The sequence below is a fragment of the Olleya sp. R77988 genome, from assembly GCF_044594215.1.
Lineage (GTDB): Bacteria > Bacteroidota > Bacteroidia > Flavobacteriales > Flavobacteriaceae > Olleya.
In genome coordinates, this window is sequence record NZ_CP138988.1 from 105957 (window position 1) to 132692 (window position 26736).

At 30.6% G+C, this 26736-nt stretch carries 26 protein-coding genes; 17 read left to right on the forward strand and 9 right to left on the reverse strand.

Translation table 11 applies throughout. From position 1 onward, the window contains the following. Positions 1-26: 26 nt before the first annotated feature. Together SJY17_RS00515 and coaD are read left to right on the forward strand one after the other, a co-directional pair. Complete coding sequence (locus SJY17_RS00515; RefSeq protein WP_397363484.1) at positions 27-635, forward strand: hypothetical protein; 609 nt, start codon at positions 27-29, stop codon at positions 633-635. Positions 636-645: 10 nt separating this feature from the next. Continuing rightward, a complete protein-coding gene (gene coaD / locus SJY17_RS00520) occupies positions 646-1101 on the forward strand; it encodes a pantetheine-phosphate adenylyltransferase (RefSeq protein WP_397363485.1) in 456 nt (151 codons plus the stop codon). A gap of 70 nt (positions 1102-1171) precedes the next feature. Here the strand turns inward: coaD and SJY17_RS00525 are convergent, their stop codons facing one another. Continuing rightward, positions 1172-3040, reverse strand: a complete 1869-nt coding sequence (locus tag SJY17_RS00525; protein WP_397363486.1) for a SulP family inorganic anion transporter — start codon at positions 3038-3040, stop codon at positions 1172-1174. A gap of 95 nt (positions 3041-3135) precedes the next feature. Here SJY17_RS00525 and SJY17_RS00530 point away from each other — a divergent pair, with 95 nt between their 5' ends. After that, entirely contained in the window at positions 3136-4866 is a 1731-nt protein-coding gene (locus tag SJY17_RS00530) for a M14 family metallopeptidase (RefSeq protein WP_397363487.1), read from the forward strand. 84 nt (positions 4867-4950) lie between these two features. On the opposite strand, the gene SJY17_RS00535 is transcribed toward SJY17_RS00530, so the two are convergent. Both SJY17_RS00535 and SJY17_RS00540 read right to left on the reverse strand, forming a co-directional pair. Continuing rightward, positions 4951-6888: a T9SS type A sorting domain-containing protein gene (locus SJY17_RS00535; protein WP_397363488.1), complete on the reverse strand. Its 1938-nt coding sequence runs from the start codon at positions 6886-6888 to the stop codon at positions 4951-4953. A gap of 148 nt (positions 6889-7036) precedes the next feature. Beyond that, positions 7037-7618: an NUDIX hydrolase gene (locus tag SJY17_RS00540; protein ID WP_397363489.1), complete on the reverse strand. Its 582-nt coding sequence runs from the start codon at positions 7616-7618 to the stop codon at positions 7037-7039. Between the two features lie 120 nt (positions 7619-7738). Here SJY17_RS00540 and pyrE point away from each other — a divergent pair, with 120 nt between their 5' ends. Together pyrE and SJY17_RS00550 are read left to right on the forward strand one after the other, a co-directional pair. Beyond that, on the forward strand, positions 7739-8383 hold the full coding sequence (gene pyrE / locus SJY17_RS00545; RefSeq protein ID WP_397363490.1) for an orotate phosphoribosyltransferase: 645 nt from the start codon (positions 7739-7741) through the stop codon (positions 8381-8383). A 59-nt stretch (positions 8384-8442) separates the two neighbouring features. Beyond that, a complete protein-coding gene (locus SJY17_RS00550; RefSeq protein WP_397363491.1) occupies positions 8443-8850 on the forward strand; it encodes an SRPBCC family protein in 408 nt (135 codons plus the stop codon). Here SJY17_RS00550 and SJY17_RS00555 read toward each other — a convergent pair. Then, positions 8834-9559, reverse strand: coding sequence for a biotin--[acetyl-CoA-carboxylase] ligase (locus SJY17_RS00555; RefSeq protein ID WP_397363492.1), 726 nt, complete (start codon positions 9557-9559; stop codon positions 8834-8836). The two genes, SJY17_RS00550 and SJY17_RS00555, sit on opposite strands and share 17 nt — an antisense overlap. Positions 9560-9654: 95 nt before the next feature. Between SJY17_RS00555 and rsfS the strand changes: the two genes are divergently transcribed. From rsfS to SJY17_RS00585, 6 genes are all read left to right on the forward strand, one after another. Beyond that, positions 9655-10026, forward strand: a complete 372-nt coding sequence (gene rsfS, locus SJY17_RS00560; protein WP_397363493.1) for a ribosome silencing factor — start codon at positions 9655-9657, stop codon at positions 10024-10026. Between the two features lie 8 nt (positions 10027-10034). Then, complete coding sequence (gene ftsH / locus SJY17_RS00565) at positions 10035-11999, forward strand: ATP-dependent zinc metalloprotease FtsH (RefSeq protein ID WP_397363494.1); 1965 nt, start codon at positions 10035-10037, stop codon at positions 11997-11999. 112 nt (positions 12000-12111) lie between these two features. Continuing rightward, on the forward strand, positions 12112-12720 hold the full coding sequence (locus SJY17_RS00570; RefSeq protein ID WP_397363495.1) for an LUD domain-containing protein: 609 nt from the start codon (positions 12112-12114) through the stop codon (positions 12718-12720). Between the two features lie 4 nt (positions 12721-12724). Next, complete coding sequence (locus SJY17_RS00575; RefSeq protein ID WP_397363496.1) at positions 12725-13546, forward strand: phosphatidate cytidylyltransferase; 822 nt, start codon at positions 12725-12727, stop codon at positions 13544-13546. Continuing rightward, positions 13536-14186 (forward strand): phosphatidylserine decarboxylase family protein, encoded by a 651-nt coding sequence (locus tag SJY17_RS00580; RefSeq protein WP_397363498.1) that lies wholly within the window; start codon positions 13536-13538, stop codon positions 14184-14186. Before SJY17_RS00575 ends, SJY17_RS00580 begins: the two co-directional genes overlap by 11 nt. Before the next feature lie 3 nt (positions 14187-14189). Further along, positions 14190-14456 carry an acyl-CoA-binding protein gene (locus tag SJY17_RS00585; protein WP_397363499.1) on the forward strand — a complete coding sequence of 89 codons (267 nt, stop codon included), beginning with the start codon at positions 14190-14192 and terminating at the stop codon, positions 14454-14456. A 2-nt stretch (positions 14457-14458) separates the two neighbouring features. Here SJY17_RS00585 and pafA read toward each other — a convergent pair whose 3' ends face one another. Beyond that, positions 14459-16111, reverse strand: coding sequence for an alkaline phosphatase PafA (pafA, locus tag SJY17_RS00590; protein ID WP_397363500.1), 1653 nt, complete (start codon positions 16109-16111; stop codon positions 14459-14461). Between the two features lie 110 nt (positions 16112-16221). Here pafA and SJY17_RS00595 point away from each other — a divergent pair, with 110 nt between their 5' ends. Further along, entirely contained in the window at positions 16222-16962 is a 741-nt protein-coding gene (locus SJY17_RS00595; protein WP_397363501.1) for an MlaE family ABC transporter permease, read from the forward strand. Next, positions 16959-17726 (forward strand): ABC transporter ATP-binding protein, encoded by a 768-nt coding sequence (locus SJY17_RS00600; protein WP_397363502.1) that lies wholly within the window; start codon positions 16959-16961, stop codon positions 17724-17726. The genes SJY17_RS00595 and SJY17_RS00600 overlap by 4 nt, the downstream gene beginning before the upstream one ends. Positions 17727-17728: 2 nt before the next feature. Here SJY17_RS00600 and SJY17_RS00605 read toward each other — a convergent pair whose 3' ends face one another. Genes SJY17_RS00605 through SJY17_RS00615 form a run of 3 tightly spaced genes read right to left on the reverse strand, consistent with a single transcriptional unit; the run spans position 17729 to position 20911 of the window. Next, a complete protein-coding gene (locus SJY17_RS00605; RefSeq protein WP_397363504.1) occupies positions 17729-19195 on the reverse strand; it encodes a DUF389 domain-containing protein in 1467 nt (488 codons plus the stop codon). A 9-nt stretch (positions 19196-19204) separates the two neighbouring features. After that, a complete protein-coding gene (locus SJY17_RS00610) occupies positions 19205-20284 on the reverse strand; it encodes a mannose-1-phosphate guanylyltransferase (RefSeq protein ID WP_397363505.1) in 1080 nt (359 codons plus the stop codon). Positions 20285-20311: 27 nt separating this feature from the next. Beyond that, positions 20312-20911 (reverse strand): SprT-like domain-containing protein, encoded by a 600-nt coding sequence (locus SJY17_RS00615; protein ID WP_397363506.1) that lies wholly within the window; start codon positions 20909-20911, stop codon positions 20312-20314. A 221-nt stretch (positions 20912-21132) separates the two neighbouring features. Between SJY17_RS00615 and SJY17_RS00620 the strand changes: the two genes are divergently transcribed. The 3 genes from SJY17_RS00620 to SJY17_RS00630 all read left to right on the forward strand — a co-directional run bounded on the left by SJY17_RS00620 (position 21133) and on the right by SJY17_RS00630 (position 22429). Continuing rightward, the gene (locus SJY17_RS00620; RefSeq protein ID WP_397363507.1) at positions 21133-21678 is read left to right on the forward strand and encodes a CIA30 family protein; all 546 of its coding nucleotides are present in this window, start codon (positions 21133-21135) and stop codon (positions 21676-21678) included. A 112-nt stretch (positions 21679-21790) separates the two neighbouring features. After that, positions 21791-22159 carry a hypothetical protein gene (locus SJY17_RS00625; RefSeq protein ID WP_397363508.1) on the forward strand — a complete coding sequence of 123 codons (369 nt, stop codon included), beginning with the start codon at positions 21791-21793 and terminating at the stop codon, positions 22157-22159. A 90-nt stretch (positions 22160-22249) separates the two neighbouring features. Continuing rightward, positions 22250-22429, forward strand: a complete 180-nt coding sequence (locus SJY17_RS00630) for a hypothetical protein (protein WP_397363509.1) — start codon at positions 22250-22252, stop codon at positions 22427-22429. Between the two features lie 43 nt (positions 22430-22472). On the opposite strand, the gene argS is transcribed toward SJY17_RS00630, so the two are convergent. Next, complete coding sequence (gene argS, locus SJY17_RS00635; protein WP_397363510.1) at positions 22473-24257, reverse strand: arginine--tRNA ligase; 1785 nt, start codon at positions 24255-24257, stop codon at positions 22473-22475. Between the two features lie 411 nt (positions 24258-24668). On the opposite strand from argS, the gene SJY17_RS00640 reads away from it, so the two are divergent. Next, the gene (locus SJY17_RS00640; protein ID WP_397363512.1) at positions 24669-26735 is read left to right on the forward strand and encodes an ATP-binding protein; all 2067 of its coding nucleotides are present in this window, start codon (positions 24669-24671) and stop codon (positions 26733-26735) included. Position 26736: the final 1 nt, after the last annotated feature.

The window sequence follows — 26736 nt, forward strand, 5'->3', positions numbered from 1 at the left end:
AAAAAACTAACTAAACAACAACACTTATGGTTTTTTACGGAAGTAAAGCAAGTAAATTAAAAGAAGGACAACTTATTAATGTTGATTGTCCTAATTGCGAAGAAGGTCGATCTATGCGTTATGGTATTTATGGAAAATATGCATATATCTATTGGATTCCTTTATTTCCTATTGGAAAAGAGAATATTTTAGAATGTAATAACTGCAAACGCACTTATGATTTAAAAGAGCTTCCAGACCATATCCAACAAAAATTTGAAATTGAAAAATCTGGAGCTGATTATCCTATTTGGTATTTTAGTGGTCTTGCTGTTATTGCAGCAATAATTGCTATTGCTTTTTACTTAAGCAAAAAAGATGCAGAAAATGATAAGCTTTATATTGAAGCACCTTTAGCTGGTGATGTGTATTCTATAGAAACATCTCAAAAAGGATATTACACAACAATGAAAGTTACAGATGTCACTACAGATAGTATTTTTGTAATCTATAACGATTATGAAATAGACAGAAAATCTAAAATTTATAAGATAGATAAATTTGAAAATTACACTACTGAAACTGATAGATATTCAAGAGAAGAAATTAAAAGTCTTTTTGAAAAAGAATTTATTTACGAAGTAGACAGAGACTAAAAATTAAAACATGAGACGTGCACTTTTCCCTGGATCTTTTGATCCAATAACCCTTGGTCATTATGATATTATCAAACGTGGCGTAAAGCTTTTTGATGAAGTTATAGTTGCAATTGGTGTTAATTCTGAAAAAAAATACATGTTTTCTTTAGAAGACAGAAAACGTTTTTTAGAAGAAGCTTTTAAAGATGAACCTAAAGTCAAAATAGTTACCTATAAAGGATTGACTATTGATTTTTGTAAAAAAATGGAAGCTGAATTTATTTTACGTGGTTTACGTAACCCAGCAGATTTTGAGTTTGAAAAAGCAATTGCGCATACTAATAGAAAGCTTTCAAAAATTGAAACTGTCTTTTTATTAACTGCTGCAAAAACAAGTTACATTAGCTCTAGCATTGTTAGAGAAGTTATAAGAAACAATGGAGACTATACTGTATTAGTTCCAGATAGTGTTAGAGTAAACTAGCGTCTAATAAGTTAGAATGTTTTTTTAGTTTGAATAATGAAAACTTTAAATACTTTCTAACTTAAAGAAACTAAAACTTATATTCAGATATTGGTTTAGGAAACTCTTCTGGGTTTTCTGCTAAATGGTATCTAGGATCATCAATAGCTTCAATAATTACCTCTCTAAACTTAGGGCTAGATTTATATAATAAAACCTTACAATCTTCGCTTAAATGCTTTAAATGAATTTGCTTTCCTTCAGCTTCATATTTTTCAACTAAATTAAATATGGCTTCTAAAGCAGAATGATCGCTAACTCGTGATTCAACAAAATCAATTTCTACTTTTTCAGGATCGTTTTTAACATCAAACTTATCGTTAAACGCTTGGATACTTCCAAAAAATAATGGCCCCCAAATTTCGTAAATCTTAGTTCCATCTTCTTTAACACGTTTACGAGCTCTAATACGTCTTGCGTTTTCCCATGAGAATACTAAAGCGCTAATTATAACTCCAGCAATTACAGCAATTGCTAAGTCAAACATTACAGTTAAACCAGAAACTAAAATTAAGACAAATACGTCTGCTCTTGGTATTTTATTCATAATTCTAAAACTAGACCATGCAAACGTCCCAATAACTACCATAAACATAACTCCTACAAGAGCTGCAATTGGCACTTGCTCTATTAAACCAGATGCAAATAAGATAAAAGCTAATAATGCTAATGCAGCAACAAGACCAGAAAGTCTTCCACGTCCACCTCCTTTTATATTAATTAAAGATTGTCCAATCATTGCACATCCACCCATTCCTCCAAACAAGCCAGTTACAATATTTGCACCACCTTGTGCTAAACATTCTCTATTAGAATTCCCTCTTGTTTCTGTAATTTCATCTACCAAATTTAAAGTCATTAAAGACTCTATTAATCCAATAGCTGCAAGAATTAATGCATAAGGAAAGATGAAAATAAAAGTCTCCCAGTTAAAAGGTACTTTCTTAAAAATATCCCATTGAAACTCTGGTAATCCTCCTTCTAATCCTGCTCCTCCTCCATCTTTAATAAAACTACCAACAGTTGCTACATCTAATTTTCCAAAAATCACAATTGCAGACACCACTAATATAGCTACTAATCCGTCAGGAATTTTTTTAGATATTTTAGGTAACCCAAACATTAACAACATGGTTAATAATACTAAACCAACCATTAATAATAACTTTGGAGTTGGTAAATATTTTTTAGCAAATCCTTTTTTCTCTATTTCATAAATAGCGTTGCCTTCAAGATTAAAACTCACCTCTTTTGTAGTGGCATCAAAAACTTGATTATCTTCTATTTTGTAGCTTAAACTATTATCTACTAAAGAGAACAGACCTTTATCTGTGCTTTTAAACAACTGCTTTCCTGTATGAGAATCTAAAACATAATCCCCTTTAATATCCATTATTTTAGTTGTAGACTTTGTTTCAAACTTATTATTACCAAACGTATCCTTAATGTTTTCTTTAAACATACCTAATTGCGATAGGAAAATAACGATTGCTAATCCATTAACAAATCCCATCATTACTGGATGTGGTATTAGTCTAACAAACTTTCCAAGCTTAAAAACACCTGCAAACATTTGAATAATTCCCATTAAAATAACAGTTGCAAATAGGTAAAACAAACCAAGCTCTTCGCTTGGTGCTCCCATTGCGTTTCCTTCAGCTACAAGACTAACCATTACAACAGCAAGTGCACCAGTTGCACCACTAATCATACCTGGACGTCCTCCAAAAATGGAGGTAATTAATCCAATCATAAACGCAGCATATAACCCAACTAATGGATCTACTCCTGCAACAAATGCAAAAGCTACAGCTTCTGGAACTAAAGCCAAAGCTACTGTTAAACCTGATAAAATATCGTTTTTTGCGTTTGCGGTTTGTCTTCTAAAAAATGCAGTCATAATCTAATTTTTCAAGCTGCAAAAGTACGTTTAATTACAACAATCACAAGTCTATAGTATTATATTTGTGTAACACCTTATTAAAAACAGTAATGATGAAAAAAATATTAGTCCTTTTTATTTTAATTATTTCTTGCCAATCAAGCACAAAAAAAGATATTGATTTTACTACAGTTTTTGAAAAAAGTGAAGGATTAAAAACTGCTACTTACCAGCAAACCATTAATTTTTACAAAAATTTAGCTGAAGCATATACTACAGTTTCAATAGATTCAATTGGAACAACAGATTCTGGAAAACCACTCCATCTTGTGACTTTAAATCCTAATGCTAATTTTAATTTTGAAAACATTAGAAACAACAAACGTATTCTATTAATTAATAACGGAATTCATCCAGGTGAATCTGATGGTATTGATGCTACAATGTTATTATTTAGAGATTTTGCACAAGGTAAGATTGAACTACCAAAACACACCGTTTTAACAACTATTCCTATTTATAATATTGGTGGAAGTTTAAACCGAAACACATCAACTAGAACCAACCAAAATGGTCCAAAAGCGTACGGTTTTAGAGGTAATGCAAGAAATTATGATTTAAATAGGGATTTTATTAAAAGTGATTCTAAAAACGCAAGAACATTTGCGAAAATATTTCATTTAGTACAACCTGATGTATTTATAGATAACCATGTAAGTAATGGTGCAGATTATCAATATACATTAACTCATTTATTTACGCAACACAATAAATTAGGTGGAGATTTAGGTCATTATTTACACACTAAAATGCAACCAGAGTTAGAACAAAAATTAGCTACTAAAGATTGGGACATTACACCTTATGTTAATGTATTTAATACTATTCCTGAAAAAGGATTTTCTCAATTTATGGATAGCCCAAGATACTCTACAGGCTACACAACACTTTTTAACACCTTAGGAATGATGGTTGAAACACATATGCTAAAACCTTACAAACAACGTGTAGAAGGCACGTATGAATTAATGAAAAGCATGGTTGAAATTATCGAAACTGATCATATAGCTATAAAAAAATTAAGAGCTAAAGCAAATGTAGCTTTTAAAGCTAAAGATAGCTATCCATTAGCTTGGCAAATAGACACAGCCAAAGCTACTACTATACAATTTAAAGGTTTTGAAGGTAGTATAACTAAAAGTAACTTAACTGGATTAAATCGCTTAAAATATGATACAACCAAACCTTTTACAAAACCAATTAATTATAAAAATTATTTTAAACCCTCTTTAGAGGTATCTATACCAAATGCATATATAATACCACAAGGTTGGTGGACAATAGTAGATTTATTACAATTAAATAATGTAGAGATAAAGCAACTTAAAAAGGATTCGATACTATCTGTTCAATCTTATAAAATAGAGACTTATAACACTAGAAAACAAGCTTACGAAGGACATTACCTTCATTATAATACATCTGTATCTGTTTCAGAAAAAGAATTAGCCTTTAAAAAAGGTGATTATATTATTGATACTAATCAAAAAGCATTTAGATATTTACTAGAAACGTTAGAGCCTCAAGCTCCAGATTCGTTCTTTAACTGGAACTATTTTGACACAATATTGCAACAAAAAGAAGGATTCTCTCCTTATGTTTGGGAAGATAAAGCTAAATTATTACTTAATGAGAATCCTGAAATCCGTAATGAATTCAATAATAAAAAATTGACTGACAAAAACTTTGCAAGTAATTGGTATGCACAATTAGACTGGATACACAAACAAAGTAAACATTATGAAAAAGCACATTTACAATATCCCATTTTTCGTATTAAATAATATTACTTATAACTCAATTAAAAGCATAAAAAAACCGTTACAATTTGTAACGGTTTTTTTTATTAATATGTAATATTAAAAGAATTACTTATTTACTAATATCTTTTTAGTAAAGCTTCTTCCTTCAGATTTTAATTTTAAAATATAAAGACCAGCAACTAATTGTTTAGTACTAATAACATTTGTGTTATTAGATATACTTCCAGAAAGCACTTGCTTACCATTTAAGTCTACCATAGTATAGTCTAATACTTCTCCTTCAAATAAAGTTATATCAACATTTAACTGATTAACAACTGGGTTAGGATATAATTTAATTTCAGATACTAAACTAGCTTCTTCAACTTTAGAAACTACATTTGTTTCTCCTTTAGTTGGGTTATTATCAGAATTACCTACTCTATCTGTAGAATCAGCAATAATAACTAATAATGGATTACCAACCTCATCTAAATCTGCACATACTTGATTATTGTCAATTAAGTCAATAATATCAAAAGCAGTTGAGCTTCCTAAATTAATATCATTTAAATTTAAAGTTGTAGGATCATAAGCTAACATGTGTATTTTATAATCTCCTCCTACTTCTGGGATTCTAATTGTACTTGTATTACTTACTTCTTGAATAGTTAATCCATTACCTCTTGTTAAAACAGTTCCTAATTGGTAACCTTGTGGCAACGTTGCATCTCCATTTGGTGTTATAGTTGCAAAAAAGTCAATTCCAGGAAAAACTAAAACAACACTTGCACTTAAAGATCCTGTTCCTGCATCAACTGGTGCACATTGTATTACATCTACTAAGCTAAAGCTTCTTGTTAATGTTTGACATAAGGCTAAACAAGTTGGAGTATTATCATCACAACTACTTTTTGTAGTAGCAGCAGTAAAACTATTAGATGTATTTGTAGAGCTTAATTTTGTTGTAGAGTTGTCACACTCATCACCAGTAGCTGTAGCATATAAATGAGCAACAATTTGGTAGTTTCCAACACCTAAATCCCAAGCTGCTTCTCCAGCAGGATAAGTATAAGGAAGATAGTTTTCTGTAATGAATGTAGATACATTTGTGTCAGTATTAACTACAGAATAAACCACATTATCTGAAGGTTCACTTACAAGTGCATCAACATAAAAATCTAAAGGTAAGTCTGACACGTTATATACTCCACCTTCTGCAATAGATACATTTTCTGTTCCATTAGAGAAAACTAAATCATCAAAAGTTCCACATGTTGGTGGTTCTGTTAATGAAAAGTAGATTGTTTGCTCATCACAAGCATCACCTTGACAATAATCAAATTCAAATATTTGACCTCTTAATTTAAAATCTCCAGTTCCATAACTCCAAGCAGCATTACCACCTGGTATCGTGTATGGAAGGTAGTTTTCACCAACGTTATATACATCTCCTGTAGTTAAATTTTCAAGTTTTAAACTAGAACTTTCTGATTGTCCATCTACTAATAAATCAACATAAAAATTATTTGGTAATGTATCTAAATCATACTGACCATTATTTACTATTGAAACAGTTTCAGATCCATTAGAAAACTCAAACCCAGAGATGTCTCCACATGGCTGAGAACAAGAAATTGAGAAGTTAATTGTTTCTGTATCACACCAAGAAGAACAACCGCTATACTTATATAATTTAGCTTTTACTTCAAAGTCTCCGCAACCAAAATTCCAAGCACAGTTTCCTCCAGGGAATGTGTATGGTAATTGGTTTTCTGTAATATAATAACATTGACCTGTGTTTAAATTTGTAACTCTAAATTTAGCACTACTAGAATATCCATCTACTAATAAATTTAAATAAAAATTATTAGGAAGATCACCAATATAAAAAGATTGATTGTTACTGATTGAGGTAGAAGTGTTACCATTAGAAAATTCGAAACCAGATATAGATCCACAGCTAGTATCGTCTAATGCATACGCTTGTACTGAAAATATTAAAGCTACTATACTAAATAGAGCCCTAAAATTTAAGGTTAGGTTGGGTAATAGTTTATTCATTCTTAAAGTTTTTTGGAATTAATTACATTTTACGGTCGCAAATTAGGCAACTAAATTTTCCTACAGAAAAATAATAGTCAAAAGGCAATAATCGTCTTTAAAAAGATTAAATGTCAAATAGTCTAGACCAACAACATCTATTTGTATACTAAAATAGCATTTTAATGTTTGCGTAAGAGTTATTTAAAGCTTTAAAAGCTTCTTTTGTATCTAACCACTTCACTTCTGTAATCCCTTCGTTAAGTTGAGGATATAATTTACCAGCAAATGAAGAGTGCATTTCAAACCAGTAAGTAATTTTAAGTTTAGCCTTACCGTTTCTTTTAAATATATGATAGGTAATAGGTAGAGGTTTTATAATTTTTAATCGTCCAACACCTGTCTCTTCTACAACTTCCCTTAGTGCAGTCTCTTCAATTGTTTCATTACCTTCTATTTTTCCTTTAGGCAAATCCCATTTGTCGTTTCTATAAATAAAAAGAATTTCATTTTCATCATTAAAAACCTTTCCACCTCCTGCTATAACATTAGGCAATTTTTTTTTAAATGACTTCATTAACTTACTTTCATCATTACCAATTAATCGTACAGACTTGATTGCTTTTTTAGATAAGGTTTGTAATATCAAATCAATATCTGCATCTTTAAGTAAGTAGTTTTTAAAATCAGTTTCCTTTTCAACCTTTGTGGTTAAATATATTGGTTTATCGTTTACAAAAATGCACTGCATAAATTTGGAGGCTAATTTATTTTAAAGTAAAAATATTAAAATTAATCAGATTGTTCATTACTCTTAATTTATTTTAAAATAAATTTCTAGTCAAACTAAATTAATCTGTATTTTTGCGCTATGATTTTTAACGAACAAACAGCCAGGCAAACAGCAAAGACCTTATTACAAATCAATGCTATTAAACTTCAACCTAAAGCCCCTTTTACTTGGGCTTCTGGATGGAAATCTCCAATTTATTGTGATAACAGAGTGGTATTATCCTATCCTCCAATAAGGAACTACATTAGAGAAGAGATGAGTAAGTTTATTGAAGAACATTATGGAAAACCAGATGTTATTGCAGGTGTTGCAACAGGTGCAATTGGTATTGGCATGTTGGTTGCAGAGTACTTAGGACTTCCTTTTATTTATGTTAGACCAGAAGCAAAAGGTCATGGTAGAAAAAACCAAATTGAAGGACATATAGAAAGTGGACAAAACGTTGTTGTTGTTGAAGATTTAATAAGTACAGGAAAAAGCAGCCTTAACGCTGTAAAAGCTTTAAAAGAAGCCAATGTAAATGTTAAAGGAATGATTGCTATTTTTTCTTATGGTTTTGAGGTTGCAAAAAACAATTTTGAAAACCAAAATATTACATTACATACTTTAAGCAATTACGAAAACTTGCTACTTGAAGCTGCTTCAAGTAATTATATTTCGGAAAATGAAATTGAGACATTAAGTCAATGGAATGCAAATCCAAGTGTTTGGAACGCTAATTGATATTAATAAAATTGTTGTTAGATAATGACACAATTAAATTTTAATAAAAAAGAAAAACAATGAAATTAGAAAGTCCAAAAGTAACTCTAGATAAATCAGCAGAAGACGCATTTAACTTTTTAAGTGATGTCAAAAACTTTAAAAGCTTAATGCCTGAAAACATTAGTAAATTTGAAGTTTTAGATGACGACAAATTTTTATTTGCACTTAAAGGAATGCCAGAAATAATCTTAAAAAAGAAAGAAAGCACACCTCATAACAAAATAGTTTTAGGTGCAGCTGGAGGGAAAATTGATTTTTCATTAACTGGTAGCATCACAGAAACAGAAGCAAATAAAAGTGAAGTAAAACTAACTTTTGAAGGACAATTTAATGCTATGATGGCAATGATGATTAAAGGACCTATCAGTAAATTTATAGAAACTTTAGCAACCAACATGCCTAATGCAATTAGTACAGTAGCTTAACAGATTTTAAATCAAATGTTTTTAATATTTGATCTTCAACTAATATTTCTAGAAGACCTTCATTAGAAACCCCTTTTATAATACCAGAAAACAAGCCTTCATCATTTTTAAATGTTGAAGGTTTTTCTTTTCTAAACAAATAAGATTCATAAATAGATTTTACATCTTTAGTCTGATTTTCTAATATCTCAAACGCTATCTTTAATTCTTTTAAAATAGTATGCATCACTTCATCTAAATCATAATTAACTCCAGTTATCTTTTTTAAAGAACTAGCTTGAGGTAAGTCACTAAATTGTACTTGATTAACGTTTAAACCAATTCCAATCACAGAAGACCCTATTTGGTTATGTTGTATGACATTTTCTATCAATACTCCACAAATTTTTGAGTTTGCTGACAAAATGTCGTTTGGCCATTTAACACTTAATTTAGGGATATTTATACTTTTTAAAGCCTTAATTATGGCTATCGAGACTGCCATACTAATCTTAAACTGCTCTTCAAAAGGTAATACATCAAACCTCTTATAAACACTAAACATAAGGTTTTTAGAGGTTTGAGACTGCCAATTGGTTCCCATTTGTCCTCGTCCATTTGTCTGATGATTGGTTACTATAACAGTAAAATCTTTAATAGGACTATCTAAACTTAGATCACGAAGAAACCTATTTGTAGAATCGGTGGCATCAAGTTTGATTATACGCATATTAAATAATTATCTTCGTATTATAAAATCTTATGATTTTTTTAGAGTATAAAGAACTTAAAAATAATAACTTTGCACAAATATAAATCTTATTAATGGCAAAAAAGCAATCAAACGCAGATACCCTTATTACAACTATAATTGAAGGTATAGAAGATGTAAAAGGAAAAGAAATAAATATTCTTGATTTAAGAGAGATTGAAAACACTGTTTGTGACTACTTTGTAATTTGCGAAGGAACATCAAACACTCAGGTTAACGCCATTGTCAATTCCATTCAGAAAAAAGTTAGTAAAACCTTAAAAGACAACCCTTGGCATGTCGAAGGAGCTGATAATGCAGAGTGGATTTTAATGGATTATGTAAACGTTGTAGTGCACGTTTTTCAAAAACATATTAGAGAATATTACGATATTGAGAGTCTTTGGGGAGATGCTAAAGTGACACTTATCGAAACAAATTATTAAAACAATTCATGGCAGATAAAAATAAAAACACAGTACCAAAAAAACCTAAATTTAATCCTTATTGGATTTATGGTGGAATAGTAGTCTTTTTTATAGCAATCCAAGTTTTTAACAGTGGGTCAAGTAATGCTAGTAAAACGTCTCCTTCTCAGTTTTTTGAATACTTAAGAGATGGTGATGTAGAAAAAGTAGATATCATTAACGAAACTACTGCTAAAGTATATTTAACAAAGGAAGGTGAACAAAAAGAGATTCATAAAAAATCAAAGCCAACGTCATTATTTCCAACATCAGCTAAGCAACCAAATTATTCTTTCCAATTTGGAGATTTAGCTTTATTCCAAGAATCTATTGACCAAATCAACAAAGACTTAGGAAAAGATAAAGCTGCAGAAGTTAATTTTTCTATAGAAAGCAACCCTTGGGGAGAATTACTTTTTAGTCTATTACCATTTATCTTACTAATTGGTGTTTGGGTCTTTATAATGCGTCGTATGTCCTCTGGAGGAGGAGGAGGAGCTGGTGGACAGATATTTAACATCGGAAAATCTAAAGCAAAACTATTTGACGAAAACTCTAAAGTAAAAACATCTTTTAAAGATGTTGCTGGATTAGAAGGTGCAAAAGAAGAAGTGCAAGAGATAGTAGATTTCTTAAAAAACCCAGAAAAATATACCGCTTTAGGTGGTAAAATACCAAAAGGAGCATTATTAGTAGGACCTCCAGGAACTGGTAAAACATTACTAGCAAAAGCTGTAGCTGGAGAAGCTAAAGTCCCATTCTTTTCTTTATCAGGATCTGATTTTGTAGAAATGTTTGTCGGTGTTGGTGCATCACGTGTACGTGATTTATTTAAACAAGCTAAAGAAAAATCTCCTGCAATTATCTTTATTGACGAGATTGATGCAATTGGACGTGCAAGAGGTAAAAATGCAATGTCTGGAAGTAATGACGAACGAGAAAATACATTAAACCAACTATTAACAGAGATGGATGGTTTTGGAACCAATACCAATGTTATAGTACTTGCAGCAACAAACAGAGCGGACATCTTAGATAATGCATTAATGCGTGCTGGACGTTTTGATAGACAAATACATGTAGATTTACCTAATTTAACAGAGCGTAAAGAAATTTTTGAAGTACATCTAAAACCTCTTAAAAAAGCACCAGGATTAGATGTCGCCTTTTTATCTAAACAAACACCAGGTTTTTCTGGTGCAGATATTGCAAACTTATGTAATGAAGCTGCATTAATTGCTGCCAGAAACAATAAAAAAGCAGTAGAAAAACAAGACTTTTTAGATGCTGTAGACCGTATTGTTGGTGGATTAGAAAAACGTAGTAAAATCTTTTCTGAAGAAGAAAAGAGCCTTATTGCTTATCATGAAGCAGGTCACGCAACTGTAAGTTGGTTCTTAAAATATGCTGATCCTTTTGTAAAAGTTACTATTGTACCTAGAGGAAGAAGTTTAGGTGCTGCCTGGTATTTACCAGAAGAAACTTATACAACAAGAACTGAAAAATACCTTGATGAGATTTGTGTAACAATGGGTGGACGTGCTGCTGAAAAATTAATGTTTGACAAAATATCGACTGGAGCTTTAAGTGATCTAGAAAGTGTTAGCAAGAAAGCTAAAGCAATGGTAATGATTTATGGTTTAAATGAAAAAGTAGGAAACATAACCTATTACGATCCTAATGGACAAGGATTTACAAAACCTTATAGTGAAAAAACAGCCGAATTAATCGATGCTGAAATCAAAAATATTATTGAAACTCAGTACGATAGAGCTATCTCTCTTTTAAGAGAGAAAAAAGATCTTTTAATAATACTTGCGGAAAGATTAAGAGAAAGAGAAGTATTATTTAGAGAGGACTTAGAAGAAATATTAGGAAAGCGTCCCTTTGACAATGTTGTAGAAAAACCTTCTGAAAAACTTCAATCAAATAATAACCAAGAGGAAGAATAATACTTTTCTTTAAATATTTAAATATAAAAATCTTAGATTATCTCGTTTGATAGTTTAAGATTTTTTATATTTGGTATTCCCGGAATAAAACTCTGATTATAGCAACGTGTAAATGAGTCTTTTTAGAAAATTATTTAGTTCTAAATCTCAAAAAGAAAAAGAGGAACTAGAGTCTGAAAAAAGAGGTAGATATATGCCTCATGAAGAGCTACCTATTGATGAAAGTTTTACAATAAACTTCAAAAATAATGGTGGTAAGTTCTTGTATTGCGATTCATTAGACGAAGTTTACGATAACCTCAACAATATTATTCTTGAAAACAATTGGGAAGACCATTCTGTCTTTTTTTATGACAATAATTTAAAAGACAAATTTAAAGCCTCTCAACTTAAAGTAAACGATAATCTATCAGATTGCACTTATTTTATAACAACTTGTGAAAATTTAATAGCTAATGATGGATCATTATTAGTATGCTCAAACCAATTAGCAGAAAAGAAACTTAACGAGTTTCCTAATAATGTAGTAGTTTTTGCTACAACAAGCCAAATTGTTTCAAACATAGGAGAAGGTTTAAGAGAAATTAAAAACAAAAACTCCAGAAATATACCTACCAACATTACTACCATCAAGCATTTTAAACTACAAGTGGAAAAAGACTTTTTATCTTACGGAAGCAGTACAAAAAACTTATATTTGTTGCTTCTAGAAGACCTTTAGTTTTATGAACGAAACCCTTACCAGAGCACTATCAGGATTCTTATACGTAAGTTTACTAATAGCTTCACTTTTAAACCAACACGCTTTTATTGTGTTGTTTTTTGTGTTTGGTATTGTTTGTTTAATGGAGTTTTGTAAACTAATACAGCTTAAAAGTATTATTCCTTACATCATATTTACACTATTGTATTTTGTATTTGGATATTGGCAATTTGTAATGAATTCTGACAAAGGGTTTGACGAAGCTACTCAGATACTTCAAGTCATTACTATTTTTGTACAACTATTTTTAATAAAGGATTTATTTTCAGAAAAAACAATTCCACTATTTAGCTCAAAAAGATTTATCATCACTACTTTTTACTTATCAAGTGGCTTTGTGTTTTTAGTATTAATAGCCAATCATAATGGTAGCTTTACACCAGAATACATTTTAGGTTCATTTATTTTAGTTTGGATAAACGACACCTTTGCTTATTTGGTTGGTAAAAACTTTGGAAAGCAAAAACTATTCCCTAGTATTTCACCTAAAAAAACTGTTGAAGGCTTTTTAGGCGGTTTATTTTTTGCAACCATAGCTAGTTATTTTATCTATATTTATACAAATACTTTAAGCTTTACTAACTGGTTAATTTTAAGTATTATTATTAGTGTTATTGGCACACTTGGAGACTTAATAGAATCTAAGTTTAAGCGTCAAGCAAATGTTAAAGACAGTGGTGTAATCATGCCTGGACATGGTGGTTTGTTAGATCGTTTTGACAGCATGATATTTGCTGCACCATTTATTTATTTATTCTTAAGAATTTTAAAATATGTTTCATAAAGAAGGTTATAAAATAATTTCGATTACATTTTTACTAATTGCAATTTTAACTGTTGTAGTAGATAAATTTGTGTCTTTACAATGGTTACAATACCTTTTGTTTTTTACACTATTTGTTTTTCTTGTACTTATTCTACAGTTTTTTAGAAACCCAAAAAGAACCACAAAACTTAACGATAATACTGTAGTTTCTCCAGTTGATGGAAAAGTAGTTGTTATTGAAGAAGTTTTTGAACCTGAATATTTTAAAGAAAAAAGAATACAGGTAAGCGTCTTCATGTCTCCATTAAATGTACATGTTACACGCTATCCAATTGGCGGACAAGTTGCCTATAGCAAGTATCATCCTGGAAAATACCTTGTGGCTTGGCACCCAAAAGCAAGTACAGATAATGAACGTACCACTGTAGTTGTAGAAAACTCTTCTTATGGAAAAGTATTGTACAGACAAATAGCAGGTGCATTAGCTAAACGTATTGTTAATTATGCAAAAGAAGGTGATGTTGCTACACAAGGTACTGACTCTGGTTTTATTAAATTTGGTTCGAGAGTAGATTTATATTTACCTTTAGACACCAATATTAAAGTTGGTTTAAACCAAAAAGTAAAAGGAGGCGAAAGTATTATTGCCGAAATTTAGAGTATGACTCCCGAAGAATTAAACCTTATTTTTGAAGAAGCTGTTGCACGCATCAATGCGCATACAGAACCTTTTCCTGCAGATTTTTTGCTTCGGTTATATGCTTATTATAAAAAAGCGACTAATAATTACGACAGACCAAGTAGTAGAAAACCAATAATTAATGCGTTTAAAACCAACGCACTCTTTCAGATAAAAGATATTACTACAGACGAAGCTAAAGAAACGTATATCGAACTAGTTAACAGCTACTTTTTATACAGAAAATAGTATTAGTCTAACACAAACTCTAAAGGCTTACCTGTAGCTCCATTTGGAAAACTAATACCTAACAAAGCAGACATAGTTGGCGCAATATCCGGAATTGTAGTATGCTCTAATGTACTTCCATTTTTAATTCCTTTTCCAAAAAACAATAAAGGTACGTGTGTATCATAATTTAAAGCGGATCCATGTGTAGATCCAGTTTTACTATATTTAATTACTGCAGGATCTAATACATACAACACATCTCCAGAACGCTTTTGGTTATATCCTTTTTGCAATAAGCTTTCCAAACCACTAGTAAACTCGGTAGTACTCATACTAGTAGCTGTATACGCTTTATTAATATGCTTATAATCTATAATCTCATTTACAATTGCTTGCTGTACGTCTTCTAATTTTAATCCATAACCTTTAATAACCTCTCTGTTTAAAAATATTTGACTGTTACTAATATTTTTAATAAAAGCTTCAGCTTTATAATTTAAAATAATTGCAGATTTAAGTTTAGCTTTAAAAGCATCTGCATCAAAATATCCAGATGGAATATTAACAGACTGTAAATAAGATGGCACTTCTACTGCTCCATGGTCTGATGTTAAAAACAACGTATAATTTCCTTTTCCAACTTTAACATCTAGTTTTTGTAATAAACGTGCAACCTCTTTATCTAATCTTAAATAAGTGTCTTCAATTTCTTTACTATTAACTCCAAAATTATGACCTACATAATCTGTACTAGAAAAACTAACCGTTAACACATCTGTAAAGTTATCTTGTCCTAATTGTTCTCCATCAATAGCTGCTATTGCAAAATCTGTTACAATACTATTTCCATAAGGTGTAGCTTTTAAAATATCAAAACCTCTATTCTCTTTGCTTAATGCTTTTAAATCGTATGGAAACGTAGCATTATCCTTTCCTCTAAAACCACCTTCAAAAGCATTTAAATCGCTTCCACTTTCTGTATAACTATTAATATCATAAAGCGTATTCCATTCTTTTAAATAACTTTCAGCTATAGCTGAATTATTAAAAGTCTGTACCCAATTTGGCAATGTATTAAAGTAAAACGTGCTTGAAATAAAACGACCTTCATCCTTACCATGAAACCAATACGCAGCATTTGCAGTATGTCCAGCTGGTAAAATAGCTCCTCTATCTTTTACAGAAATACCAATAGTTTTTCCACGCATTTGTGTAAATAATCTGTTTTCATCTGCAAAAGACGTCGTCTTTAATCTATGTGGAGACATTTGTCCTGCTTTATCTAAAGTTCCTACAGATTGTACAGTTGTATCTCCTGCACAATACACATAACTATCTAATACTTTGTCATACCAATTATTAGATATTATTCCATGCATTTTAGGTGTGGTTCCTGTAAATATTGAAGCATGTCCTGGTCCTGTATAAGTAGGCACATAATTAAAATGGTGATTTTTACAATTAAAACCTTGATTAACTAAACGTTTAAATCCATCGTCTCCATACTTACTATAAAAACGCGTTAGATAGTCGTATCTCATTTGGTCAACTACAATCCCAACCACTAATTTTGGCTGTGTGTTTAAGGCTGTATTTTTTGAAGACATTGCTTCTTTTTGAGATTTACAACTAAACAGTAAACAGATGATAAATACAGATAAAAAGGCTCTCATTTTAAAAAATTTAATTTTGTTTATCAAAAATACAGATTTTAAAACATCTAATTTAAAATTAAGGTTAAATACCTACTAGAATTTTATATTTTAGCGGTAACAAATAACAAATGAATTACCTACACTATATTGGGACTTACTTTTTAATGGTTGTCGAGATGTTTCGAAAGCCAACCAAGTGGTCTGTAATGAAAAAATTAATACTTAAAGATGTTGACGATTTAATTATTGGATCCTTGGGTATTGTTGCTTTTATCTCATTTTTTGTTGGAGGTGTTGTTACTATACAAACCGCTTTAAATATTGATAATCCTTTAATTCCTAAAAATCTTGTAGGTTTTGCAACTAGGCAATCTATTATTTTAGAATTTGCTCCAACATTTATGTCTATAATTATGGCAGGAAAAGTAGGTTCTTTTATTACATCAAGTATTGGTACAATGCGTGTTACAGAACAAATTGACGCATTAGAAGTTATGGGAATTAACAGCTTAAATTATTTAGTATTTCCAAAATTTATAGCCTTAACATTATACCCTTTTATTATTTCTATTGCAATGTTTTTAGGGATTATGGGTGGATTAGCTGCTTGCGTCTATGGTGGCTACGCACCAATGTCTGATTATATTGAAGGTGTACAATTGGACTTTAAACCGTTTCATATTGCTTATGCATTTATTAAAACATTAATTTTTGCTTTTATATTAGCTACAATCCCTTCATATCATGGATACTACATGAAAGGTGGAGCATTAGAAGTTGGTAAAGCAAGTACAACCTCTTTTGTTTGGACTAGTGTTGTTATTATTTTATTAAACTATTTACTAACTCAACTCCTTTTAAGCTCATGATAGAAGTTAAAAATCTAAACAAGTCTTTTGGAGATGCTCATATTTTAAAAGGGATTACTACCACTTTTGAAAAAGGAAAAACCAATCTTATTATTGGGCAAAGTGGTTCTGGTAAAACGGTATTTTTAAAATGTTTATTAGGTCTTTTTAATTACGAAAAAGGAAGCATTGCCTATGATGGAAAAGTGTTTTCTGATTTAAGTGAGGACGATAAACGTGAGCTTAGAGCTGATATAGGAATGGTTTTTCAAGGTAGTGCTTTGTTTGACTCTATGACTATTGCAGAAAATGTTATGTTTCCGTTACGTATGTTTACTAAACAAAGTAAAAGTGAAATGCAAGATCGTGTGGACTTTGTTTTAAACAGAGTTAATCTTAGTGATGCACACAACAAAATGCCAAGTGAAGCATCTGGAGGAATGCAAAAACGTGTTGCAATTGCACGTGCAATTGTAAACAAACCAAAATATTTGTTTTGTGACGAACCCAATTCTGGATTAGACCCTAAAACAGCAATAGTTATTGACGATTTAATTAAAGAAATTACTGAAGAATACCAGATAACAACCGTTATCAACTCGCATGATATGAACTCTGTAATGCAAATTGGAGAAAAAATAGTGTTTCTTAAAAATGGTTTAAAAGAATGGGAAGGTTCTCGTTATGACATTTTTAAAACAGATAATGAGGCAGTTACTGACTTTGTATACTCGTCAGAATTATTTAAAAAAGTACGCCAAATGTACTTGGAAGAACGTGGTTAATTTTAATTAACCTGTCTTACCTCAACTTTTTTACTACCAATCTGTTGTTCTAACCACACTTTTAATGCTTCTTGTTTTACGGTTTTAAGACTATCACTTACAGCTGTATTCCATTTTACATTAGCTACAACTAACGTATCTGTTTTTATAAAATCTGAAGATTGTAACGTTTTAGCATAACTTAAATATTCTAAATCGCTAAACAATATTTTTGCATCTTTTGCTAAACTTGAAAAATTAATGTCCTTGTTTTTATTTCTAATCAATTCCATTTCTGACTCCATAGTTTGAAGACGTTCTTTTAAACCTGCAATAATGGTTTCTTTTTCATCTATATCGTCATAAGCACGATCTAAAGATTTTGATAATTTTTCTGAAGACCTACTATTATCTCCATTTACAAAGACTTCATAATCTTTTATAGCTTCATATTTTTTAACCTCGTTACGTAAATCTGCAGTTAAAATTTCATTGACTTCACCATTAAAATACAAAGTAATAGTTTTGTTTTCATCATTCTTTTTGTCACGTTGCAACCACAATTGATCGTTTACTTCAATTTCGCTTTTAACGTATTTTTTATAATCACTATTAATCCCTGTCTCTCTTAATAAAGTAATAAAAGTTAAAATAGCAGGTATCATTGCAATAATTCCAAAAAAGGCTGCAATTCTGGCAATGTTTTTTCGTCGTTTAGAATTAGCATACTTCAACATTGGGAAACGCAATATTTTTAACACCAAAAAAGTAGCTAAAGCAATAAAGGTTGTATTAATAGTAAATAAATACATAGCTCCTAAAAAGTAACCATAATTACCTACTGCTAAACCATAACCAGCTGTACATAAAGGTGGCATTAAAGCTGTTGCAATAGCAACACCAAAAATTACAGATGCTATGGTTCCTTTTTTAGTTCTGGCAACAATCAGTGCCAAACCACCAAAAATGGCAATAAATACATCTAAAATATTTGGCTCTGTTCTGGCTTCTAACTCTGCAGTCAATTCTGTTAAAGGAGAAATTCTGAAATATAGATAAGCGGTTAACACACTTAAAACCACCATGACTAATAAATTAACAAACGAGCTTTTTAAAGTATCGATATCATTAATTGCTAAAGACATTCCAACTCCTAAAATTGGACCCATTAATGGCGAGATTAACATGGCTCCAATCACTACTGCTGTAGAGCTTAAGTTAAGTCCAATGGAAGCCACAAATATGGCAAAAATTAAAATCCAAGCAGTTGCACCTCTTAAAGGTATATCTGCTTTTATTGCAGCTATAGTAGCATCTCTATCTGTGTCATCTCTAAAATCAAAAATGTTGCTAATAAAGTTTTTAATGCTCTCAAACAATCCTTCAGCATCTTTTTTTACCGCTTCTTTTTTCTGGTTTACAGCTTCTGCTTGCTTCTCTTCATCAGAGAAATCAAATTTATTTTCTTTTGGCTTATTGTTTTCTTCCATAGTTAAACCCTATCCATAATGTTCTCCAAATTTATCTTTAACTTTTTGGAGCACTTTTTTAATATCTTGTTCTTTTGTCTTCGGAAAGATAAGCAAAACTTCGTCTTTATCCACAATAATATAATCTTGCAATCCATCTACCACAACAACTTTGTCTGCTTTAGTACGTATCATATTACCAGATGCATCTTCAGTTAAGGTTTTTGCATTAACCACTGCATTATTATCTTGGTCTTTATCTAACTTGTCATATAAACTTCCCCAAGTACCTAAATCATTCCAATCAAAAGTAGCAGGAATAACATACACATTTTTTGATGGTTCCATGATAGCGTAATCTACAGAGATGTTTTCTGCTTTAGCGTAGTTATCTCTAATAAAATCGTCTTCAAACTCTGTATTATAAGCAGGAATACCTGTTTTAAACAAGTCAAATAATTCTGGTTGATTATTCTGAAATGCTTTAACAACACTAGTTACGCTCCACATAAAAATACCAGCATTCCATAAAAAATTACCTTGATCTATAAACTGTTTTGCAGTTTGATAATCTGGTTTTTCTCTAAACTGAATAACTGGATGGATACCATTTTCAGGGTTTCCGCTTTCTATATAACCATAACCTGTATTTGGAAACGTTGGTGTAATCCCTAAAGTCATTAAAGCATCGTTTTGCTGGCAAAACTGAAACGCTTGTTCTACATTTTTACTAAATGCAGCTTCATCCTCTATCCAATGATCACTTGGTGCCACAATCATTACAGCATCAGGGTTTTCTTTTTGTATTTTTAAACTTGCATACAAAATACAAGGTGCAGTATTACGCATTGCAGGTTCTAAAACCACTTGGCGTTGCGTTACTTCTGGAAGTTGCTCCAACACCAAATCGTTATATTTTTCATTAGTTAAAATAAAAATATTTTCTTTTGGAATAATTGTACTTAGTCTACTAAATGTTTTTTGTATTAAGGTATCTCCAGTTCCTAACATATCATGGAATTGCTTCGGGAACTCCTCTGTACTGACTGGCCAAAAACGTGATCCGACTCCTCCAGCCATTAAAATGGCGTAATAATTTTTATTTTGCATTTTACTTTTCTTTAAATTAATCCTTTACTAATCATTAATAATATCGACTTCTGCATTGGCATTAAACAAGTATATTTTACCTGTTTTTACCTCGACACACTCATGACGTGTGCGTCTTTTTGCACCTTTTTTAAACACACGATTATTGTGGGTTTTAAAAGTCTGGTGTAAAGGTACTTCAAATATAAATGTTTTATTATTTGCTGCGTCGAACTGCTTTAAAGCTAAGGCGAGCTGCACGTCTGTATCGCTGGACGCTTTTGGGTTTATAAAGTGTTTAGCCAAAACTGGTAATAATGCTTTTGGGAACACCTCTGGATTTATAAATGGCAACATTAAATGTTGGAAGGTACGCTTCCACTCTATTCCATGTGGTTTTATAAAACGTCCATAGGTTTTAAATGCTTCCAGATGCGCAATCTCGTGGATTAAAGTTATTAAAAATCGATATTTATTTAAACTACCATTAATAGTGATTTGGTGTTTACCATTAGGTAGTTTACGATAATCACCATGTCTGGTTTTACGTTCTTTTTTTACCAAAATACTTAAATTATCATGCTCCAAAAGTTGTAACACTTTTGGGACTGATGCTTCTGGAATGTAATGTGATACTGTGTGTTGCATTACTGCAAAAATAGAGGTTTTTTATTGAAAAAAATACGTAGTTATACGTATTGATTTTCTGACAAAAAACAACTAACTTCGTTGAACTTCGAATATGATTCATTAAAACGGAATCATATTCGCTAAACGTTCAACGAAATTCTTAATTTCAACTCCAAAAACCATTATCAATTAACATTCCATTACAATAAAATCCTGTAACTATTGCGTATCTTTAGTACATGAAACCATTACTAATTTTAGCACTTTTATTTATGACTACAACTACAGGACTAATCATTGATTTTGGACAAGATAAAGCTGGAAGCAGTTGGCGCATTGTTAACGATGGTGTTATGGGAGGATTGTCACAATCCAATACTGTTTTAACAGAAGATAGTGTACAATTTAAAGGCAACGTTAGTCTAGAAAACAATGGTGGTTTTGCTAGCATGCGTACTTTAATAACAGAAGGTGCTTTATCTAATTGTACAACCTTGACTATACGTTATAAAAGCAGTAGTACAGATAGGACGTTTGGTTTGTCGCTAAAAAATAGCCAACGTTATTACATACCTTATTACAAACATACTTTTACACCTAAAACTACAGATTGGGAAACCTTAACTATTAATTTATCAGACTTTAAACATTACAGAATTAGTGAAGTAATTGGCAACGATATGCCAACCAAAGCTTTAGATGATATTTTTAATATTGCACTAATTATTAGTGATAAAAAAGCTGGTGCTTTTGATATTGAGATTGATTACATAAAATTTGAGTAGATAAAAGTTATCGATATATTTATTTTATTATTTACACTACAAAGACAAAAAAAATTGTCGCCTTTTTTTTTACAAAAATATTTAAACAAAAATCAGTATCTTAGAAAACATTATGTTTAAACACAAAATACATATATGCTTATTTAGTTTTGTTTTACTATTCTCATTAGCATCATTTTCTGGTTACGCTAACAGTAATGAGATTGCTGTTACTAAAATAGAACTTGTCCACACAGATACTACTACAACTTACAATGATGTTTTTTATGTTGATGCACTTCAAAAAATAGCACAAAGAGACAATAACAACTTGTTTTGTGGCTATAGTTTTTCTTCCTTTTTATTAGCTAATAATAGTACAAATAGATTTACTATTAAGTCTAGACAATTTACTTACACGACTTTTAAAGTAAAACAATTGGAGTTGTTTTTAAAACCACTTCAAAACCAAACTCCATCTTACTTTTTAATGTTTTTATAGGACTTTAAAAGTCTCATTTTTTTCATTTTGAAAACTCAGAATGGTAATTATAGCTATGCTTTATAGCATTTAAAACATTAAAAACATATTATGAAAATAAAAAGAGCACTACGTTTAGTGGCTTTGATTTTGTTTATTATTATGGCTTGTATTTTACCTTTTCCTTTAAATTTTAAAAGAAAAGATAATATACCAAAAAACTTAATCGAACAAATCGATAAAAAACAAGAAATTAAAGAAGACGATATTAATAAAGATGCTTTTGGCTAATAGTTGCCTTAACAACAAATAGATTCCTGCTTTCGCAGGAATATTACATACGTTCTGGTACAGCAATACCTAATAAGCCAAATGCATTTTTAATACTATTTGCTACAGATTGAGATAGTTGTACTCTAAACACAATCTCGTTTTGTGTATCTGCACCAAGTATTGATACATTTTGGTAAAAGCTATTAAAGGCTTTTACTAAATCGTAAGTATAATTAGCAATTAAAGCTGGACTGTGTTGGTTTGCTGCTTGCTGTATTACTTCTGGAAACAATTGTAATTGTTTAATAAGCTCGCGTTCTTTATCGTGTAAAGATACATCGCTTGCATCAAGTGTTACTGCATTATCTATATCTGCTTTACGTAAAATAGATTGGATTCTTGCATATGTATATTGTATAAAAGGTCCAGTATTACCTTGAAAATCTATAGATTCTTTTGGATCAAAAAGGATTCGTTTTTTAGGATCTACTTTTAAGATGTAATATTTTAAAGCACCTAAACCTATGGTTTTATACAAGTCTTGTTTTTCATTATCAGTATAACCATCAAGCTTTCCTAAATCTTCAGATATAGTTTGTGCTGTGGTTGCCATTTCGACAATTAAATCGTCTGCATCCACAACTGTACCTTCTCTACTTTTCATTTTTCCAGATGGCAAATCTACCATTCCGTAACTTAAATGAAATAGGTTTTTTGCCCAATCAAATCCTAGTTTTTTAATAATTAAAAATAGTACTTGAAAGTGGTATTCTTGTTCGTTACCTACTGTATACACCATTCCTCCAACATCTGGATAATCTTTTACACGTTGGATAGCTGTACCTATATCTTGGGTCATGTATACTGCTGTTCCGTCAGAACGCAGTACAATTTTTTCGTCTAAACCTTCTGCTGTTAAATCGCACCAAACTGATCCATCTTCTTTTTTAAAGAATACTCCTGTTTTTAAACCTTCTACAATAAATTCTTTACCTAAAAGGTAGGTTTGACTTTCATAATATAATTTATCAAAATCAACACCTAAATTTTTATACGTCTTATTAAAACCATCATAAACCCAACCGTTCATGGTTTCCCATAAAGCAACAACTTCTTTATCTCCTGCTTCCCATTTTAAAAGCATTTGCTGTGCAGCAACTAAAATTGGTGCTTCTTTTTTTGCGTCATCTTCGGTTTTACCTTCAGCTTTTAAAGCTTCAATTTCTTTTTTATATTCTTGATCAAATTTAACGTAGTAATTACCAACTAATTTGTCTCCTTTTAAACCTGTAGATTCTGGAGTTTCGTTATTACCAAAACGTTGCCAAGCTAACATACTTTTACAAATATGAATTCCTCTATCGTTAATAATTTGAGTTTTATAAACCTTTTTTCCGGAAGCTTTAATAATTTCTGCAACACTAAAACCTAGTAAATTATTTCTAACATGTCCAAGGTGCAATGGTTTGTTTGTATTTGGCGAAGAATACTCGACCATTATGGCTTTGTTTTCTGCTTTAGCGTCAACAAATCCAAAAGATTTATCTGCTTTTATTGTATTAAAATAATTTACAAAATAAGAGGCTTCAATCTCTAGATTTAAAAACCCTTTTACCACATTAAATCCTTCGACTTCTGCAACATTATCTACCAAAAAGCCACCAATAGCCTCTCCTATTTGCACAGGATTACCTTTTACTACGCGTAACATTGGAAACACAACTACAGTAATATCTCCAGCAAACTCTTTTCTGGTTGCCTGAAATTCTACGGTTTCTAAAGTAGCATTAAACAACGTATTTACTGCTTGCTTAACATGTTGTTGTAAGGTGTTTTGTAGACTCATTATTTGTAAATTTTAAAAGCGCAAATATAGCATTTTATTGAATGAAAGCATGTGGTTCACCCTTTAAATATTAATCGTTTGATGAAAAAATCAATTCTAAAAAAATTAAATTTTATTATAATTAACAGCTATAAATCTAAAAGATTTTTAGGCAAAAATGGCAATCATGTTTGGGAAGCAGAAAAAGCTGGATACGTGTTTAAAAAAATAAATTAACCATTCGGCTAATATTTTGGTATTACCTCTTAAAAATTATGATAACAGTTTTATAATAGTCATTTTTAACCAGCGAAGGAAAATCCCTCTAATTTTCTTCTTTTAACTAAACTAACTATAAGTCATTATTTAAAGCCAAATAAACTGCAAAATTGTGCAATTTGTCTTACTTTTGTTTTGATGTTGTATATTTAAATGAAGAGACTACTTGTCCTAATATTTTTATTGTCTTTTGCATTTGGTTTTTCTCAAGATGAAGAACTAGAGAGCCTGACTATTCAGTTAGCTTATCAAGATCCAGACTCTTCTAAAGTAAACACGTCTGTTAGCATTATTAAACTTCTTTTTGAATCTAAAGACTACAACAAAGCCTTAAAATTTGTACAGCAAAGTGAAAAACTTGCTAAAGAACTAAAGTACAATAAAGGACTTGCAGAAATTACTTATTATAAAGCAAAAATCCATAACCAAGAAGGCAATACTGCTAAAGCTATTAACGAGTTTAAAAATGCAAAAACATTATACACTTCTGTAAGAGACACCTTGTCTGTAGCCAAAGTCAATAGCAATTTAGGAATTTTAGAAATTGAAAAAGGCAATTACAAAGATGGTTTATCACATGCTTTATCTGCAATAAAAGAACTTGAAAAAAGAGAACTTTTTGATGAGCTATCTAAAAATTACGAAAGTTTAGCAAATGCTTACCAAACTTCTGGAAATATAGAAAAAGCAATTACTTACAACTTAAAAAAACTAGATGTAGATAATAGAATTAACAATACCAAAGGTCTTATTAGTACTAACAAAAACCTAGGAGACATCTATATTAAAAAACAAAACTATAACCAAGCCATTAGTTATTATGAAAGCGCTTTGGGTTATGCTAATCCTAACGAAGAAAAGTTAAGAGCCAATATATTACCCTATTTAGGAAAAGCCTACTTAATGGATAAAGACTACAGTACATCCACTAAATATCTTGCAGAATCTGTTAATTTAAATAGACGTTTTGAAAACAAAATAGAATTATCTGTAGCTTTAAATAGTTTAGGCGAAATAAATATTGAACAAAAAAGATTAAAAACAGCAGAAGCACAATTACAGGAAGCAGCTAATTTAAGTCGAGTAACAAATAACGATGAGGAATTACTACGTAATTACAAATTGATGCAAACTCTAGAATCTGATAAAGGAAACTTTGAAGGCGCTTACACATGGCAAAAAGAATATTATAAATTAAAAGAAAAGCTTGATCAAGAAAAAGCTAAAAATAATCCAATAGTTGTAATTGAACCAGCTGAAGAAGATGCTGCTAATATTGAGAATTTAATTCCAACAATTACATCTGAAGATGATTTGGTAAGTAAGAAAAAACTAGATAAGTTTAAACTTATTTTTTATGCTTTACTTGCTGCATTTGCAATAGTATTAACCTTTTTTGTGTTGTTTTATTTAAAACGAAACAACAGACTTAAATACACTAGAGAACTTGAAGCAAAAAACAAAAAAATAGAATTACAGAACGAAGCTATTTTAGAACAAAGCAAGCATCTAGAAAACATTAATAAGGTTAAGGACAAATTATTTTCGATAGTTTCTCATGACCTTAAAGACTCATTAACCTCTACAAAAGGGTTTATAGATTTATTAAAGGAAGGACAACTAACCCAAGACGAGTTTCATAGTTTACTTCCAGAATTAAGTGAAAATGCTAATAATGCATCATTGTTATTATTTAACCTATTAAATTGGTCTAAATCACAAATGCAATCTTTAGAGCCTAAACCTTCATTATTTGATATTAAAGAAGTTTTTATTGAAAAAACTAAACTTATGGATCAAAAATTTGAAGCTAAAGGTGTCAAATTAGTAGACAATACACTTCGTGATTTTGTTTATGCAGATAGAAGTATGATAGAAATTGTAATCCAAAACCTGTTAGCCAATGCAGTTAAGTTTTGTAACACAGGAGACACCATATCTATCTCTAACCAAATTAGTAATGGTAAAGCCATTTTAAGTGTTGCAGATACAGGAATAGGAATCAGCAAAGAAGACCAAGGTAAACTTTTTGGTAATAACACTTTTACTACTAGAGGTACAAATAAAGAAAAAGGCACAGGATTAGGACTAACTATCTGTAGAGAATTAGTTGAACTTAATAAAGGAACCATTTGGGTAGAAAGTGCTCCAAATGTTGGAAGTACTTTTTATGTAGAATTACCAAAATCTAAATCCGATCAGGATCCAGGTGCAACTTGAA